The 17,212-nt window shown below is 60.4% G+C and carries 11 protein-coding genes and 2 pseudogenes; 11 read left to right on the forward strand and 2 right to left on the reverse strand.

The window, feature by feature from the left end:
• The first annotated feature begins 31 nt into the window (after positions 1-31).
• Both EBBID32_RS13035 and EBBID32_RS13040 read left to right on the forward strand, forming a co-directional pair.
• Positions 32-859, forward strand: a complete 828-nt coding sequence (locus EBBID32_RS13035) for an alpha/beta fold hydrolase (RefSeq protein WP_006958336.1) — start codon at positions 32-34, stop codon at positions 857-859.
• Positions 860-893: 34 nt separating this feature from the next.
• Positions 894-1,673 carry an SDR family NAD(P)-dependent oxidoreductase gene (locus EBBID32_RS13040; RefSeq protein WP_006958340.1) on the forward strand — a complete coding sequence of 260 codons (780 nt, stop codon included), beginning with the start codon at positions 894-896 and terminating at the stop codon, positions 1,671-1,673.
• A gap of 188 nt (positions 1,674-1,861) precedes the next feature.
• On the opposite strand, the gene EBBID32_RS13045 is transcribed toward EBBID32_RS13040, so the two are convergent.
• Together EBBID32_RS13045 and EBBID32_RS13050 are read right to left on the reverse strand one after the other, a co-directional pair.
• Complete coding sequence (locus EBBID32_RS13045; protein WP_006958342.1) at positions 1,862-4,558, reverse strand: hybrid sensor histidine kinase/response regulator; 2,697 nt, start codon at positions 4,556-4,558, stop codon at positions 1,862-1,864.
• 512 nt (positions 4,559-5,070) lie between these two features.
• Complete coding sequence (locus EBBID32_RS13050; protein WP_006958346.1) at positions 5,071-6,054, reverse strand: IS110 family transposase; 984 nt, start codon at positions 6,052-6,054, stop codon at positions 5,071-5,073.
• Positions 6,055-6,320: 266 nt separating this feature from the next.
• Here EBBID32_RS13050 and EBBID32_RS13055 point away from each other — a divergent pair, with 266 nt between their 5' ends.
• The 9 genes and pseudogenes from EBBID32_RS13055 to istB all read left to right on the forward strand — a co-directional run bounded on the left by EBBID32_RS13055 (position 6,321) and on the right by istB (position 17,180).
• Complete coding sequence (locus tag EBBID32_RS13055; protein WP_006958348.1) at positions 6,321-7,415, forward strand: glycosyltransferase family 4 protein; 1,095 nt, start codon at positions 6,321-6,323, stop codon at positions 7,413-7,415.
• A gap of 8 nt (positions 7,416-7,423) precedes the next feature.
• Complete coding sequence (locus tag EBBID32_RS13060) at positions 7,424-9,640, forward strand: amylo-alpha-1,6-glucosidase (protein ID WP_006958350.1); 2,217 nt, start codon at positions 7,424-7,426, stop codon at positions 9,638-9,640.
• 78 nt (positions 9,641-9,718) lie between these two features.
• Complete coding sequence (gene ku, locus EBBID32_RS13065) at positions 9,719-10,600, forward strand: non-homologous end joining protein Ku (protein WP_006958352.1); 882 nt, start codon at positions 9,719-9,721, stop codon at positions 10,598-10,600.
• Positions 10,600-11,073: an MgtC/SapB family protein gene (locus EBBID32_RS13070; RefSeq protein WP_006958353.1), complete on the forward strand. Its 474-nt coding sequence runs from the start codon at positions 10,600-10,602 to the stop codon at positions 11,071-11,073. Before ku ends, EBBID32_RS13070 begins: the two co-directional genes overlap by 1 nt.
• Positions 11,073-13,586, forward strand: a pseudogene (gene ligD, locus EBBID32_RS13075) (DNA ligase D). Before EBBID32_RS13070 ends, ligD begins: the two are co-directional and overlap by 1 nt.
• A gap of 317 nt (positions 13,587-13,903) precedes the next feature.
• Complete coding sequence (locus EBBID32_RS25265) at positions 13,904-14,113, forward strand: transposase (RefSeq protein ID WP_006958361.1); 210 nt, start codon at positions 13,904-13,906, stop codon at positions 14,111-14,113.
• On the forward strand, positions 14,050-14,709 hold the full coding sequence (locus EBBID32_RS13080) for a transposase (protein WP_196805655.1): 660 nt from the start codon (positions 14,050-14,052) through the stop codon (positions 14,707-14,709). The genes EBBID32_RS25265 and EBBID32_RS13080 overlap by 64 nt, the downstream gene beginning before the upstream one ends.
• 106 nt (positions 14,710-14,815) lie before the next feature.
• A pseudogene (gene istA, locus EBBID32_RS13085) lies at positions 14,816-16,326 on the forward strand (IS21 family transposase).
• Positions 16,323-17,180 carry an IS21-like element helper ATPase IstB gene (gene istB, locus EBBID32_RS13095; RefSeq protein WP_006958365.1) on the forward strand — a complete coding sequence of 286 codons (858 nt, stop codon included), beginning with the start codon at positions 16,323-16,325 and terminating at the stop codon, positions 17,178-17,180. Before istA ends, istB begins: the two are co-directional and overlap by 4 nt.
• The last annotated feature ends 32 nt before the right edge of the window (positions 17,181-17,212 follow it).

The following is a 17,212-nucleotide window of genomic DNA, read 5'->3' on the forward strand; positions in this document are numbered from 1 at the left end:
GCAACCGCCCGATCAACGAAGGGATCACGCCATGACCATCATGACCACCAGCGACGGCACCGGCATCTTCTATAAGGACTGGGGCGTACGGGACACGCAGCCGATCGTCTTTTCCCACGGCTGGCCGCTGAGCGCCGACGCCTGGGACGCGCAGATGCTGTTCTTTGCCAATGAAGGCTTTCGCACCATCGCCCATGACCGCCGCAGTCATGGCCGGTCGGATCAGGTCTGGCACAATAATCATATGGACCAATATGCCGATGATCTGGCCGAACTGATCGACACGCTCGACCTGCACGACGTCATTCTGGTGGGCCATTCGACCGGCGGTGGCGAAGTCACCCGCTATGTCGGTCGCCACGGCACGGCGCGCGTCGCCAAGGTTGCTCTGGTCGGGGCCGTGCCGCCGCTGATGCTCAGGACCGAAGCCAATCCGGGTGGCCTGCCGATTGCGGTGTTCGACGGCATCCGCAAGGGCACTTACGACAATCGCAGCCAATTCTTCCGCGACCTGACCATCCCCTTTTACGGCTATAACCACGAAGGGGCCGTCATTTCCGAAGGCATCCGTGACGATTTTTGGCGGCAGGGGATGATGGGCGGCCTGAAAGGGCAGATGGACAGCATCCGCGCCTTTTCCGAAAGCGATTTCCATGCCGACCTCGCCCGGTTCGACGTCCCGACTTTGATCCTGCACGGCGATGACGACCAGATCGTACCGATCGACGCATCCGCCCATGCCAGCGCCAGGATCGTGAAACAGGCCGTGCTGAAAATCTATGCTGGCGCGGATCACGGCCTGACCCAGACCCATCAGGACCGGTTCAACGCCGACCTGCTCGACTTCATCCGCAACTGACCGCCACCCCACCATTCCGACAGGAGTATTTGACATGACCAAAGGCACTTTCCTCATCACCGGCGCGTCCGATGGCATCGGCGCGGTCTATGCAGACCGGCTGGCCAGGCGCGGCCACGACCTGATCCTGGTCGCCCGCCGCGCCGACAAGCTGGCAGCCCTTGCACAGAAGCTGGAGGCCGAGACAGGCGTTACGATCGAAACGCTGAGCGCTGATCTTTCGACGCCCGATGGGCTGGCGAGCGTCGAGGCGCGGTTGCGCAGCGATGCGGCGATCACCGGCCTGGTCAACAATGCGGGGATCGCGGGCGAGACAAGTCTGGTCGACACAGACGCCGCCTATCTGACCGGCATGATCAACCTCAACATATTGGCGGTGACGCGGCTGACCGCGGCCATCGCACCGCGCCTGACGGCGACAGGCTCAGGCACGATCATCAACATGACATCCGTGACCGCCCTGATGCCCGACGGCTTCACCGCCGTCTATCCCGCCAGCAAGGCGTTCGTGCTGGCCTTTACCGAAGCATTGCAGGTCGAACTGGGGTCAAAGGGCGTGCGGGTGCAGGCGGTTCTGCCCGGCATCACCCGCACCGCCATCTGGGAAGAAGAGCAGCTTGCCCACATCCCGGCGGAGATGGTGATGGAGGTCAATGACATGGTCGATGCCGCCTTTGCCGGGCTGGACCAGGGCGAGGCGATCACCATCCCGTCGCTGCCCGACATCGCCGACCTGGACGCCTATCTGGCCGCCCGCGCCGCGCTGCGCCCCAACCTGTCGCGGGACCGGGCGGCTGCCCGCTACACCGCCTGAAACAAGGCCCGAACAGGGAGACATGCCATGACCAAGACCATCCTGTGTGGTCAACCGGGCTAGTCGAGGCCGCCCATCTGTCCTTGCGACCATATCTTTCAGAGCCTGAAATGCTTCATTGCAGGATGATCACCATTGGCATACCGGTCGCGCGGACCGCTGCCGCGAACGGATCGCCCCGGCCCAGATCATGCTTGATCGCCGGGGGCGATCGACCGTCCGGACTTGTCGGCTTCGTCGATCATGTCGCGAACCTTGCTGGCAATGGCGTCTATACCAAAGGGCTTGGTAATGACGTGCATGCCCTGTCCCAGCAATCCGTTGCCTATAACGGCATTTTCAGCATAGCCCGTGATGAATAATATTTTGAGTTCGGGACGATAGACCCGGCCAGCATCCGCGACCTGGCGACCGTTCATTCCCCCCGGCAGGCCGACATCGGTAATCAGAAGATCAATACGCAGGTCGGATTCGAGCACCTTGAGACCGGTGGGACCATCCGCCGCTTCGATGACATGGTAACCGCCGTCGGTCAGGACATCGACGATGAGCGAACGAACCGACGCTTCGTCGTCGATGACGAGTATTGTTTCGCCATGGCCGCCGGGATCGATATGTGTCGGCTTGAAATATTGCTCCGCCTCGACCCCGGCCCCCATATAGCGCGGGAGATACAGACACATGGTCGTGCCCGCACCGACTTCCGAATAGATCCGGACCTGTCCGCCCGACTGACGCACGAACCCGTAAATCATCGAAAGACCCAGTCCCGTGCCCTCGCCGAGCGGCTTGGTCGTGAAAAAAGGATCGAAGGCGCGGGCGATCACGTCGGGCGTCATGCCGGTGCCGGTGTCACTCACACATAGCGACACATATTGACCAGGCGGCAGCTCACGCTCGCGCGCCATGCGATCATCAAACCATTTATTGGCCGTTTCGATCGTCAGTCGCCCGCCGTCAGGCATCGCGTCCCTAGCGTTGATACACAGGTTCAGAAGCGCATTTTCAAGCTGGTAGCGATCAACCAATGTCATCCATAAGCCACCCGATCCTACCACCTCAATCTCGACGGAGCGGCCGACCGTACGGCGTATCAGGTCTTCCAGGCCGGAAACCAGTCGATTCACATCGACCGGTGTGGGATCAAGCGTTTGGCGACGCGAAAAGGCGAGCAGCCGCTGCGTCAGCGCAGCTGCGCGCTTCGCGGCGCCCTGTGCCGTTTCGATATGGCGACCAATCGCCTCCAATCGGCCTTGCGCAATGCGCAGCTCCAGCAACTCCAGATTGCCCAAAATGCCCGCCAGCAGATTGTTGAAATCGTGCGCGATGCCCCCCGTCAACTGTCCGACCGCTTCCATCTTCTGGCTCTGGCGCAAAGCATCCTCGGTTGCAGCGAGCGCCGCAGCGGCTTCGGTTTCAGCGGTAATATCCCGCCCGAACAGATAAAGCATCCCGCCCTCTGGCACGGTCGTCCAGGCAAAGCGGTGATGGCTACCATCCTGCGCGCGAAAGACGCTCTGGGATTCGACGACTGCAGCATCAGGCTGGGCAAGGCGCGCCAGCCTCTTCTGCGCAGCGTCCTGTTCTTCGGCGACGAACTCCAATATATTGCGACCGACCGTTTCGGCCTGGGCCCATCCAAGAACTTTCGTCCAGGATGGATTGACGGCGCTGATGATGCCCTGGGTTGTCGCCACCACCTTGACGATAGGGGAGATCGCCCAAATCCGTTCCCGGTCGCGGGCCAGCTGACGCTCCTGCGTTATGTCACGCGCCACGGCATGGATGCGGCCCGCATCCGGCACGGCATTCCAGTCGAGCAGGCGATAACTGCCGTCCCGGCATCGATAGCGATTCTCGAAGCTAAGGGTAGTAATGCCCTGGCTGAGCTTTTCGACCTCCCTGGCCGTGCCGCCCACATCCTCAGGATGGACCAGATCGGCCAGCACCTTGCCGATGATCTCATCCTCTTGCCATCCCAGAAGCCGGGTTGCCGACGGGTTGACCGATCGGATGATACCGTCGAAGTCGCATACCAGCATCAGGTCCTGGCTGAGCGACCATAGCCGATCGCGGTCGCGGCGTTGGGCCGACACAGCGTCGATGGTGGCAAGCGCACCGGCAATCTGCACCGCGATGAGGCTTGCAAAATCACGGGTTGCGTCATCAAGGACGCGATAGGGATTTAGCCCTAGAACCAGTGCGCCGACGGCTTGCGTTTCCCCTGGCTGTTCAACCGCAAGGATCAACGCATCGCGCGGCGGTATCTGCCAAACCCCAGTTGGAAAATCCTCCCCGAAGCCATCAAGCGCAATGACCGTCTGCTTCTCGCCTTGTTCGATAGCAGCGATCGGCCAACGTGCTGCATCGCCGGACGCGGGATAAGGACTGCCGGGCAGATCGAACAATATGAGGTCAGCAAAAGGAAAGTCGCGACTCTCCCGGCCAAAATTGACCCGAACGGCGTCGGTCACGTCCGATCGACCTTGCGCCTTGAGCAATGCTGCGGCGAGATCATTCAACTGCTTGATCCGCCGTTCGCTGATAACCCTGTCAGTCTCTTCGCGGACGACACACATCAGTCCTTCGACGGATCCGGTATCGCCGATCAGCGGGCTGTAGGAAAATGTGTGATAGGTCTCCTCCGGATAGCCATTGCGCTCAAGGAAGAGAAGCAACTGCTCGTCCCAGGTCGCAACGCCATCGCGCATGACGGATGTGATGCGATCCTTGACGTCCTCAAACACTTCCTTCCAGACCTGCGCCATGGGCAGGCCCAGAGCGGCTGGATGCTTGGAACCCAATGTGGGAATATAGGCGTCATTATAGAAGAAGCTCAGATCTTCTCCCCAGCCAAGCCACATTTCAAACCGCGACATGAGCATGAGCCGAAGCGACGCTTTCAGTCCCTCCGGCCACTGGTCTGGAGGTCCCAGAGTCGTAGCATCCCAATCATGGGCGCGCATAAGGGCGCTCATCATGGAATCACCGGGGAATATGTCAGGCAAACGGTCGATCATATCACCCCAGAACTACCGTCCCCAAAACTAAAGTCTAGACGCCGCACCAATAGGACCCGTTGTCAGAAGAAATTCCCGAAGGGGCGTAATGTTGATCCATATGTGGTCGCCCCATCCGGCAAGGGCATTTGTCGAGACGGGTTTGATCGGTTGCTTTCCTATGTCCGGCCTCTGGGTGCGGTCGCACATGACCGCGGGCCAAGGTGGTTTCCGCGACGCGAGTTCCAAACAGACAAGCGACCTTTGATGGCCACTGATTCAAACGGATTGTCACGCGTCTCGGATCGATCGATCACACCACCTGTTCGTTCACTTGCAAGTTCCAGCCTCAACTCGGCGCGGTATCGTCACCCGTACTCTCCGCGCCTGAGTGAGCTCTATACCGCGATTGCCGCTGAGGGTGCTACGGATCGCGAATGGTAGGCCGCGCCCGTTATCATCATTTTCCAGGCGATGCGGGCGATCTTGTTAGCCAGCGCGACGGCCACGAGTTTGGGCGGCTTGCGCCGAAGCATGTCAACGAGCCAGGGCGACGCATTCCTCGCGCGCCCGGCTCGAATTTGTCGCAGAAGTGAGGTTGATCCGACGACTAACGTTCGTCGCAACGCCTCATCGCCGGCACGGGTAATAACACCGAGTTTGACCTTGCCAGCTGTCGAATGATCTTGGGGTGTAAGTCCAAGCCACGCCGCAAAATCCCGCCCGGAACGGAAACGCTCAGGCGCTGGTGTCTTCATGATCAACAGCGAAGCCCCGATAGGCCCCACACCCGGTATCTGCGCGAGGCGGCGACTGCACTCGTCAGCGCGGTGCCAATCCATCAACCTGGTCTCGACCTTCTCGATTTCCGCCTGCAACTGCACATATTCACGGACGTGGATTGCAAACAGATCGCGCGCCATTTCTGGCAGCGTCTCATCGGTGGCGATCCGATCAAGCAGTGGCGCAATATGCCGAACCCCCTTGGCAGCCGTATACCCCAATTCGGTCGCATAGCCCCGGATTGCATTTGCAAGCTGGGTCCGATTGCGGATCAATCGATCGCGCATACCGACCAACATCAGCGCGGCTTGCTGCTCAGCTGTCTTTACCGGCACGCTGCGCATAGTCGGTCGACTCATCGCCTCGCACAGCGCCTCGGCATCAGCGGCATCATTCTTTCCGCGCTTCACATAGGCCTTGACGTACTGTGGCGGCAGAATCCTCACTTCGTGCCCCAAGCGTTGCAACTGCCGCGCCCAATGGTGGGATCCACCGCATGCTTCGATCGCTACTACCGTCGGTGGCAATTTGGTGAAAAAGTCCTGCATCTCCTTGCGCCGAAGCTTCTTCCGCAAAACCGGCTCCTCCGCCGCATTCACCCCTGCTAACCGCCCGCGTTGTCAAACACGCGCGCAGGGAGAAAGCTGTTCTGATTTTGCTTCGCACCGACAGTGCCTGTATGATGCTGTGGTCCATAGGCTGTCGGCATAAACACTTGCTTATGCCCTCCGACGATCTTGCGACAAGCATTTGAGACGAAACGTTTCCCGTTGATGCAACCAGGCTGTGTCTTAATGCTTGTACCGATGCAGCCTGCCGCTGGTCGGGGAACGGAGGGCTCCACTCGATTGAGAGGAACGCCTGCATGAAGATCGCACAAATTGCCCCCTTGGCTGAAAGCGTGCCACCCAGATTTTATGGCGGCACTGAGCGTATCGTTTCTTATCTGACCGAAGAACTTGTCCACCAGGGTCATGATGTCACCCTGTTTGCCAGCGGGGATTCGCAGACGAGGGCTGAACTGGTTCCGATCACCGACATGGCGCTCCGGCTCAATCCAACAGTGATCGATACCATTCCCTACCATATGATGATGCTGGAACAGGTGCGCCGCCGCGCCAATGAATTTGACGCATTGCACTTCCACATCGACATGCTGCACCTGCCGATGGTGCAGGACTTTATTGGACGCACTGTTACAACGTTGCACGGTCGGCTTGATCTGCCTGACCTTCCGCCTTTCTACCGCGCCTTCCCCGATCATAGCCTGGTGTCGATTTCCGACCATCAACGGCTGCCGATGCCTCCGGTCAACTGGGGTGGGACTATCTATCATGGCTTGCCCGCAGATCTGCTGGCACCGCGATTGGGCGCGGGGGAAAATTATCTCGCATTCCTGGGCCGGATATCACCAGAAAAACGGCCGGATCGGGCGATCCGCATCGCTGCGCGATCGGGCCTCAAGCTCAAGATCGCGGCCAAGATCGACAATGTCGATCGAGCCTATTGGGAAGGTGAAATCGCGCCACTGGTCGATCGCTATCCTAATGTCGAATATATTGGCGAGATCAACGAGCAGCAAAAGGCGCAGTTTCTGGGTCAGGCAAGCGCGTTGCTGTTCCCGATCGACTGGCCCGAACCATTTGGCCTGGTGATGATCGAAGCTATGGCCTGTGCGACACCCGTGATCGCCTTCCGCTGCGGATCGGTGCCCGAAGTCATCGAGCACGGCGTTTCAGGCTACATCGTCGATAGCGAAGATGAAGCGGTGGAGGCGGTCGCAGTCTTGCCATATCTCGACCGCGCGCGGGTGCGCGGCGCATTCGACGCACGGTTCACGGCGGAGCGCATGGCCACCGACTATGTCGCGCTATATCATGATTTGCGCGGTGCCCGCACCGACGCTGCCCGGTTGCGCCGTCTTCGCGGCCAGGACGCCGCACTCCAGATTGTAGCATAGGAAACCCCATGACGCTGATCCAGCCCCAGCCTGAATTGCCCGGCATTGCGGGCGGACAGGCGCTTTCCCAGGCGCAGACCCAGTTCTTCATCCCGGCGACGGCCTCGCTTCATGAGCGCCGGCCGCGCACGCTTAAACATGGCGATAGTTTCGCCGTGTTCGACCATAGCGGCGACGCGATTTCTGGTCCGGGCAGTCCGGAAGGCCTCTATCATCGCGACACCCGTTATCTCTCACACCTTTATCTTACCATCAACGGCATGCGACCGATCCTGCTGAGTTCGGCGTTGCGCGACGATAATGCCATGCTGACTTGCGATCTGGCCAATCCCGATTTCTTCGGGGACGATGGCCGGGTTGCTGTGGAGCATGACCTGATCCACCTGCGCCGTACCCGCTTTCTCTGGAAAGACGCGCTGTACGAACGGATCACCATCCGAAATTTCGATACGGAAACGCGGCAGATCAGCCTCGATTTGAGCTTTGCGGCGGACTTTGCCGACCTGTTCGAGATACGTGGCATGACGCGCCTGCGCCGTGGGGTAATGCGTGAGGCACAGGTCGGGGCGGCAGACGTGCTGTTAGGCTATGTCGGACGGGATGATCGTGAACGACAGACCCATCTGCATTTTGATCCGGTGCCCAGCAAACTGACCGAGGGCCATGCACGCTATGACGTGACAATTCTGCCAGGCCAGCGCTGCGCCCTGTTCACCCGCATATGCTGTGGCCGGGCCCAGACCGGCGACGCGCTGCCCAAGCAGTTTCTCAAGTCCCTGCGCGAGGCGATGCAAGCGCTGGGGGCCGCGCGCAAACGGGCGGCGACGCTGCATTCGTCCAACGACCTCTTCAACGAAGTCGCGCGCCGATCCGTAGCCGACATATCCATGCTGTCCACCGATACCGAATTTGGACCCTATCCCTACGCCGGCATCCCATGGTTCAGCACCATATTCGGGCGTGACGCCATCATCACGGCGCTTGAGACCCTGTGGATGGACCCGGCGATCAGCCGTGGCGTGCTGGGCTATCTGGCCGCGCATCAGGCGACCAGCTTCGATCCGGCGGCCGATGCCGAACCAGGTAAAATATTGCATGAGGTCCGCCATGGCGAAATGGCCGAATTGGGCGAAGTGCCCTTCCGTCATTATTATGGCAGCATCGATTCCACCCCGTTGTTCGTGATGCTGGCGGGTGCCTATCTTGAACGCACCGGCGACATCGCCTTTTTGAACACGATCCTGCCAAATATCGACGCAGCGCTCACCTGGATCGACATATGTGGCGACCGCGATGGCGACGGATTTGTCGAATATGGTCGCCTGACTGATCAGGGTTTGCAAAATCAGGGTTGGAAGGACAGCCATGATTCCATTTTCCACGCCAACGGCAGCATCGCGCGCGGCCCGATCGCCCTCGCCGAGGTTCAGGCCTATGTCTATGGCGCTTGGAAGGCGGCCGAGACGCTATTTGGCGCAGTTGGCGATGATGAGCGCGCAGCGGCTTATCGGGACCGTGCCGGGCAATTGATCGACCGGTTCGACGCAGCCTTTTTCGATGCGACACTTGGCACCTATGTGCTGGCACTGGATGGCGACAAGAAGCCGTGCCGGGTGCGATCTTCCAACGCCGGGCACGTTCTATACACCGGGTTGGCGCGGAAGGAGCGCGCCGATGCGGTGGCGCGTACCCTGATGGCGCCGGCATCCTTTTCCGGCTGGGGCGTGCGCACAATCGCCTCGACCGAAAAACGGTACAACCCGATGAGCTATCATAACGGCTCCATCTGGCCGCATGATAATGCGCTGATCGCGGGTGGCTTTTCTCGCTATGGCTATCAGCGTGAGGCTGCGCGGATCTTCGAGGGGCTGTTCGCCGCCGCCACCTATGTCGATATGATGCGCCTGCCCGAACTATTCTGCGGCTTTCCGCGCCGCCGCTCTCAGGGACCCACCTTCTATCCGGTCGCCTGTAGTCCGCAGGCATGGTCGGCTGCCGCGCCGCTGGCGCTGATCCAGTCGAGCCTTGGCCTGCGATTTGACGTCCCGACAGAGCAGATTTCGTTTCACAAACCCACGCTGCCGCATTTCCTCCAAAGCCTGGCCATAAGGAGACTGGGCATCGGCTCGGCGAAAGTGGATATCGCGTTTGAGCGGATGAGCGATCAGCTTGTCGTCAAGCCTATGTCTCATGGCAGCAGCGCACGAATAGTAACGATCGCTTGATCGCGGGGCCCGCGGGCCGCTGAACAGAAGGTGGGGAACCATCCTCGTGGCTATACGCTGATAGCGCGGAGGTCGTTCATGCCCGCACGCGCATATTGGCAAGGTCAAATCAAGCTGGCACTGGTTTCGATTCCGGTCGAAATTTATCCAGCGACCAAATCCGGCCCGGCCATATCCTTTCGCCAGATCCACGAGCCGACCGGCAAGCCGATTCACTATGACAAGGTGGTAAGCGGCGTGGGTCCCGTCGATCGCGACGAGATTTTCAAGGGCTATGAGATTTCCAAGGGGAATTATGTCCTGCTGGAACAGGACGAGATTGAGTCGGTCAAGATTGAAAGCCGCAAGACGCTAGACCTAGTACAGTTCGTCGATGCCGATGCGATCGACGTGCTCTATTATGAAAAGCCCTATTTCGTCCTGCCCGCCGACGATCTGGCGGAGGAAGCCTATGCGGTGCTGCGCGACGCATTGCGGCAGACGAAGAAAGTCGGCCTGGGCCAGTTATCGGTGCGCGGGCGCGAGCAGTTGGTGTCGTTGAAGCCTTGCGGACGCGGGCTGGTGCTGGAAGTGCTGCGTTACGCCGACGAGGTAACCAAGGCCCAGGGCTATTTTCGGGCACTTCCGGGCGAAGAAGCAGACCCGGACATGCTGGACCTGGCCGTCAGCATCATCGACAAGCGCACCGCGCCGTTCAAGCCGGAGGAGTTTCACGACCGCTATGTCGATGCACTCCATCGCCTGATCGACAAGAAGAAGAAGGCCAAGGGCAAGCGGATCATCGAGGATGTCGATGACGAACCTGCGGGTCGCAAGGCGGGCAATGTCATCGACCTGATGGCCGCGCTGAAAAAATCCGCCGGGACGGGCAGGAGCGCGCCGACTAGCAAGGCGGGTGCCAAAGCCAAGCCAGCGGCCCAGCCCAAGAAGGCAGCGACGGCAAAGCGCAAGAGCGCGTAATGGAATTGAACCCCGCCACGCCGCTGCACCTGATCGATGGCCCCGTATTGCTGCGGTTGGGCGCTGCGGCGATACTCGGCCTGCTGCTGGGAATGGACCGGGAGTTGCGCGGCCATGCAGCAGGGATGCGCACCCATGGCCTTATCTGCTTTACCGCCGCGCTGATGACCGTGTGCGCCATAGCCCTGCACCTCCAACTCAAAGGAGAGGGTAATATCGATCCTCTTCGTGTGTTCGAGGCATCCGCCGCCTTCACCGGTATTATCGCGGCTGGGCTGATCGTGTTCAGCAAGGGCGAGATCCGCAACCTGACCACCGCAGCGCATATCTGGCTGGCGGCCGTTATAGGCATCGCCTGCGGCGCGGCGCTCTGGCCACTGGTGATCAGCGCGACCATCGTTGCGATCATCATGCTCACCGTGCTGGGCTTTGTCGAACGCCGCTGGCTCGATCCTTTGGATCGGAAAGAATGATGGTCAGCAAGGATGCCCTTTCCCCCTACAACGCCAAGCGCGATTTCGCCCGCACGCGGGAACCCAAAGGCAAGGTTGCGAAAACCGGAGGCAATAGCTTTGTCGTGCAGAAACATGCCGCGACCCGGCTGCATTGGGATTTCCGGCTCGAGATAGACGGGGTACTGAAAAGCTGGGCTGTCACCAAGGGACCGAGCATCGACCCTGCCGACAAAAGGCTGGCTGTGCGGACGGAGGATCATCCACTCGATTATGGCACTTTCGAGGGGTCGATTCCCAAGGGCGAATATGGCGGCGGCACCGTGATGCTGTGGGATCGCGGCACCTAGGAGCCGATCGCGGGAAAGAACGCCGCCGACCTCAAAGATGGTCATCTGCATTTCATCCTGCATGGAGAGCGGATGAAGGGGGAATGGCTGTTGGTGCGGATGAAAGGGCGTCCCAAGGAGAAGCGTGAGAATTGGCTGCTGCGCAAGATCGACGACAAGGATGCCGGATCGGGGGACGCGCTAGTCGAGCGTGCGCTGACCAGCGTGCTGACGGACCGATTCATGGCGCAGATCGCGGGGGACAAAGGCGGCGAACAGTCACTCGCCGGGGCGAGAGGCAAGAGCTTCGCAACTAAGATGGCGGCGGCAAAGGATCATAATGCCAAGGTCGGGGGCAAGCAACGCAAGCGACGCAAGCGAAACGCTGCCCTGCCCGGCTTTGTAAAGCCACAGTTCGCCACGCTGGTAGACGCCGTGCCGACCGGGAATGACTGGCTGCACGAGATCAAATATGACGGCTATCGTGCCCTGATCGCAGCGAGCGGAGACAAGGTGAAACTCCATACCCGCAACGGGCTGGACTGGACCGACAAATTTGCGCTGCTGACAGACGCGATCGCCGCGCTGGACCTGCCCCCTTGCCTGATCGACGGCGAAGTGGTTGCGCTGGACGGGAACGGCAATCCCGATTTTTCGACGCTACAAAAGGCGCTGAAGCGCGGACATGGACAGGAAGATCCGGCGCATCCACTGCACCTGTTCGCCTTTGATCTCCTGTCACTTGACGGGCAGGATCTTAAAGGGCTGACAACCATCGAACGCAAGGAGCGGCTGGAGTCGTTGCTGGGCACGGCTGAACCGCCCATCCATGTCTCCGATCATGTTCTGGGTGCTGGCGAAACCTTGTTCCGGTCCCTGTGCGAGGCTGGACAGGAAGGCATCATCTCGAAACGAGCCGACGCCCCTTATCGCAGCACCCGCACGCGCAACTGGGTGAAGGTCAAATGTACCCGGCGACAGGAATTCGTCCTTGTCGGATGGACGAAGAGCAATGCCAGGGGACGCCCCTTTGCATCCCTGCTGTTGGCCCAGCATGAGGGAAGGACGCTGGCCTATAAGGGGAAGGTCGGCACCGGGTTCGACAGCGCGACGATGGACGAACTGGCCAAGGCGATGGCCTCGCTGACTACGAACAAGACCACAGCCGACGTACCGAGCGCGGAGGCGCGCGGGGTGAGTTGGATCAAACCGAAGCTCGTCGCCGAAATCGCCTTTGCCGAATTTACTGGCGATGGTCGCGTCCGCCATGCCAGCTTTCTTGGCCTGCGAGCAGACAAGCCGGCCAGAACGGTGAAATCGGAAAAGCCCGCACCGGTACCTGCCCTCCAAAGCACAGTCAGGATCAGCAGCCGCGATCGCGTCATCTTCCCCGAAAGCGGCCAGACCAAGGGGGAACTGGCGGACTATTACACACGCATCGCGCCGTTGATGCTGCCCTTCGTCGCCAATCGGCCGATCAGCCTGGTCCGCTGTCCGCAGGGGCGTGCGAAAAAATGCTTCTTCCAGAAACATGACAGCGGTGCCTTCGGGAAGGCGGTACGACAAGTGCCGATCCGCGAAAAGGATGGCGGATCAGAAGACTATATCTATGTCGAGAGCACCGACGGCCTGCTCGCCTGCGTCCAGATGGGGACGATAGAGTTTCACGGCTGGGCCAGCCGGGCCGACGCTGTGGAGCGGCCGGACCGGATGATCTTCGATCTGGACCCAGACGAAGGGCTGGATTTCAACAAGGTGAAGCAGGCGGCTATGGACATACGCGATCATCTTACCGACATAGGCCTTGTCTCCTTCGCGATGCTGTCGGGCGGCAAGGGTGTGCATGTCGTCGTGCCGCTGACGCCCGGCCACGGCTGGGACAGACACAAGGACTTTGCGTCCCGCTTCGCCCAGGCCTTGAGCGCCGCCGAGCCTGACCGCTTAACGGCGACGATGAGCAAGGTAAAGCGCAAGGATCGCATCTTCATTGACTGGCTGCGCAATCAGCGTGGCAGTACTGCCATATTGCCCTATTCCGTCCGCGCCCGCCCCGGTGCGTCAGTCGCCGTCCCGATAGACTGGGCTGAACTGGACAGAATGAAGGACGCCCACCCCTTTTCGATCGAAGATCTCGAAACACTCCTGAAGAGGAGTGCAGAACTTAGAGGGTGGGGGTTCGCAACGCAGGCTCTGCCCGAAATTTAACTGGTCCCAGACGCACCTACTTCCGCTCGGCCGCGATCATAAAGGCTCGCACAAGAAGCTGGACACCCGCAAGAACTCTGGCGGATTTGGTGCATTGATGATTCATTGAGCGGGTAGCCATTGGAGGCGATCTGCCATGGACCCCAAGTCTCTTTTCAGCCTGAACGACCATCTTGAGATGCTGAGCCGCCATGGCGATCCGCTTGAAGTTCTGGAACGGACCGTGGACTTTGAGTATTTTCGGGTCTGGCTTGGTCGACGGACTTGGTTATGGCCATGGCAGCAAGGGCGGCCGTCCGCCGTTTGACCCTGTCGCCATGTTCAAGATACTGATCTTGCAGGCCCAGCATAATCTGTCCGATGCCAGAATGGAGTATATGATCCGGGAACGGCTGAGCTGGATGCGGTTTCTGGGTTTTGCGCTCGGCGATCTGTTGCGCGACGATCAGGGTTCTCATCCTGATTGCCGCCCAGCAGCGATCGCACCCCCGACGAGAACAGCATCCGGCATTTCCGCAACCGGATGACGGAGACCGGGACACTTAAGCGGGTGATGAAGGCTTTTGACTGGCAACTGCACAAGAAGGGCTACATCCCCATGTCGGGGCAGATCATCGATGCCAGCCTGGTGCCCGCGCCCAAGCAACGTAACACCGATGATGAGCGGCAAGCCATCAAGGATGGAAAGTCGGCGCAGGATATCTGGCCTGATGACCCGGCAAAGGCGGCACAGAAGGACACAGATGCGCGCTGGACGCTCAAGATCGGCGGGAAGGTGCGCTACAAGAATGGCAAGCCGCTGCCGATGATCGCCTTGCCGGTGTTCGGGTATAAAAGCCATATCAGCATAGACCGCCGTTACGGGTTCATTCGCGCAGGTGAGGTCACCTCGGCGGCGCACGCCGATGGGCGCATGTTACGCCATGTGATCGCAGAGAATAGCAGCAGCGAGGTCTGGGCCGACACAGCATACCGCTCCGGGACGAACGAAACATGGCTGGCCGATCGCATGCTGACCAGTCGCATCCACCGTCGCAAACCCAAAGGCAAGCCGATGCCCAGGGCGACCGCTCGCGCCAATGCTACAAAATCTGCGATCCGTGCCAGGATCGAGCATGTGTAGAGGGCGGTGACAAACCAGGCCAATGGAACGCCAGCGATTTGCTGAGCGTGGCGGTTTAAAAACCAGCCATTGGATAGGTTGCTCCTTTTAATGGGGGTGGCCGGGGATGTTTGCCGTGGAGAGCTACGCCGCCGTTCGGCACTTTGTTTTTGTTGAAGGTAACAGCCAGCGCGAGGCCGCGAAGGTCTTTGGACTGAGCCGCGAGACGATATCGAAGATGTGCCGGTTCTCGCTGCCGCCGGGCTACACGCGGACCAAGCCTGTGGCGAAGCCGAAGTTGGGGCCGCTGCTGCCAGTGATTGACGCGATCCTGGCAGCGGATCGCATTGCGCCTGTGAAGCAGCGGCATAGTGCCAAGCGGATCTTTGAACGTTTGCGCGACGAGCATGACTTTGGCGGAGGCTACACTGTCGTAAAGGATTATGTCCGGCTGTGCCGAGCGCGGGGACGCGAGACGTTCGTGCCGCTGGCGCACCCGCCAGGACATGCTCAGGTAGATTTTGGCGAAGCGGTGGGCGTGATCGATGGTGTCCGCCGGAAGATGCACTTCTTCTGCATGGACCTGCCGCAATCGGATGCCTGCTTTGTGAAGGCCTATCCAGCGGAGACAACCGAGGCCTTTCTGGACGGGCATGTATCGGCGTTCGCCTTCTTTGGCGGTGTGCCACTGTCGATCCTTTATGATAACACGAAGATCGCGGTTGCCAGGATCTGCGGGGATGGAAAGCGCGAGCGAACACGCGCGTTCACCGGGCTCGTCAGCCATTATCTTTTCACCGATCGCTTTGGTCGGCCTGGAAAGGGGAACGACAAGGGGAAGGTGGAAGGCCTGGTCAAGCACGCCCGATCGCACTTCATGGTACCGATTCCGCATGCGCCCAGCTTCGATGACTTCAATGATGAGCTGTTGGACCGCTGCCGGGCCCGGCAGGAAGAGCGGGCTGGCCGACATAGTGAGACGATCGGCGCACGGCTTCTGGCCGATCTGGCGACGATGCGGGCATTGCCAGCAGGGCAGTTCGAGCCGTGCGAGACCAGGGCCGCTCGCGTATCGTCGACCGCCCTGGTGCGCTACCGCACCAACGAATACTCGGTGCCGACCCGGTACGGCTTCCAGGATGTCATGGTGAAGGGCTTCGTCGACACGGTGGTCATCCTATGTGGCAATGAGGAGATCGCCAGACATCCGCGCTGTTATGGTGAGGCCATGTTTGTGGCGAACCCGCTGCATTATCTGGCGCTGATCGAGACCAGCCCAATGCGCTCGATCAGGCCGCCGCGCTGCAGGACTGGGCTCTGCCGCAAGCGTTCCAGCATATGCGTAACCTCCTTGAGGCGCGCATGGGCAACAAGGGCAAGCGCGAGTTCATCCAGATCCTGCGCCTGTTGGAGGCGATGCCGATGGAGATCGTCACCTTCGCGGTGAACGAGGCGATCTGTATCGGCGCAATCGGCTTTGACGCGGTCAAGCAGATCGCGCTGGCGCGCATCGAACGGCGACCCGCCCGCCTGGACCTGGCAGCCTATCCCCACCTGCCGAAAATGGACGTGAAGACGACGCGTGCCGCCGACTATGCCGCGCTCGTGCCCCAAACATCTCAGGAGTTGGCGGCATGAACCGGGGCACAGAGGACAAGATGCCCACCGGCACTATGGCGGGGACGCCGCAGGTTCTGCTCGCGCACCATCTCAAGCAACTCAAACTTCCTACAGTGCTGCGGGAATATGAGAAGCTGGCGCATGAATGTGCACGCGAGGGGGTCGATCATAGCCGATACCTGCTTCGCCTCATCGAACTTGAGCTGATCGACCGTGAGCGCCGCACCGTGGAGCGCCGGATCCGGGCTGCGCGGTTCCCGGCGGTGAAAAGCTTCGACACGTTCGACTTCACGGCCATTCCAGGCCTCAACAAAATGCTCGTGCTGGAGCTGGCCCGCTGCGAATACATCCTGCGTCGGGAAAATATCATCGCGCTGGGCATCAGCGGCACCGGCAAAACCCATGTGGCGCTCGCGCTGGGACTGGCGGCTTGCCAGAAAGGCTTCACGGTCGCGTTCACGACCGCCGCTGCCCTGGTCAACCAGCTGATGGAGGCGAGGGACGAAAAGCGACTGCTCAAGATGCAGCGCGATCTTGCAGCGGTGAAGCTGCTGATCGTCGATGAACTGGGCTATGTTCCTCTCTCGCCCACAGGCGCTGAGCTGCTGTTCGAGACCTTCTCGCAGCGCTATGAGCGGGGATCGACGATCGTCACATCCAACCTGCCGTTCGAGGACTGGACGCAGGTCCTGGGATCCGAGCGGCTCACCGGCGCGCTGCTCGATCGGCTCACGCACCACGTCAGCATCCTGGCCATGAACGGCGACAGCTACCGCCTCAAGCAGTCCGCCCGCCGCCGTGCTGCCGGGGCGGAGCAAAACCAGGCCACCCAGGTTGTCGACCCGGAAACCGGCGAGATCACTGCCACCTGATCAATGAAGACAACGATATGAAGAGGGCCCCG

The organism is Sphingobium indicum BiD32 (assembly GCF_000382885.1).
In the GTDB taxonomy this organism is placed as follows: Bacteria; Pseudomonadota; Alphaproteobacteria; order Sphingomonadales; family Sphingomonadaceae; genus Sphingobium; species Sphingobium japonicum_C.

Excerpts from the sequence above, each read along its gene's own strand:
- EBBID32_RS13055 (WP_006958348.1), top strand. The coding sequence starts at position 6,321 with ATGAAGATCGCACAAATTGCCCCCTTGGCTGAAAGCGTGCCACCCAGA.
- EBBID32_RS13045 (WP_006958342.1), bottom strand. The coding sequence starts at position 4,558 with ATGCTCATGTCGCGGTTTGAAATGTGGCTTGGCTGGGGAGAAGATCTG.
- EBBID32_RS13070 (WP_006958353.1), top strand. The coding sequence starts at position 10,600 with ATGGAATTGAACCCCGCCACGCCGCTGCACCTGATCGATGGCCCCGTA.
- istB (WP_006958365.1), top strand. The coding sequence starts at position 16,323 with ATGAACCGGGGCACAGAGGACAAGATGCCCACCGGCACTATGGCGGGG.
- EBBID32_RS13040 (WP_006958340.1), top strand. The coding sequence starts at position 894 with ATGACCAAAGGCACTTTCCTCATCACCGGCGCGTCCGATGGCATCGGC.
- ku (WP_006958352.1), top strand. The coding sequence starts at position 9,719 with ATGCCCGCACGCGCATATTGGCAAGGTCAAATCAAGCTGGCACTGGTT.
- EBBID32_RS25265 (WP_006958361.1), top strand. The coding sequence starts at position 13,904 with ATGTTCAAGATACTGATCTTGCAGGCCCAGCATAATCTGTCCGATGCC.
- EBBID32_RS13060 (WP_006958350.1), top strand. The coding sequence starts at position 7,424 with ATGACGCTGATCCAGCCCCAGCCTGAATTGCCCGGCATTGCGGGCGGA.
- EBBID32_RS13035 (WP_006958336.1), top strand. The coding sequence starts at position 32 with ATGACCATCATGACCACCAGCGACGGCACCGGCATCTTCTATAAGGAC.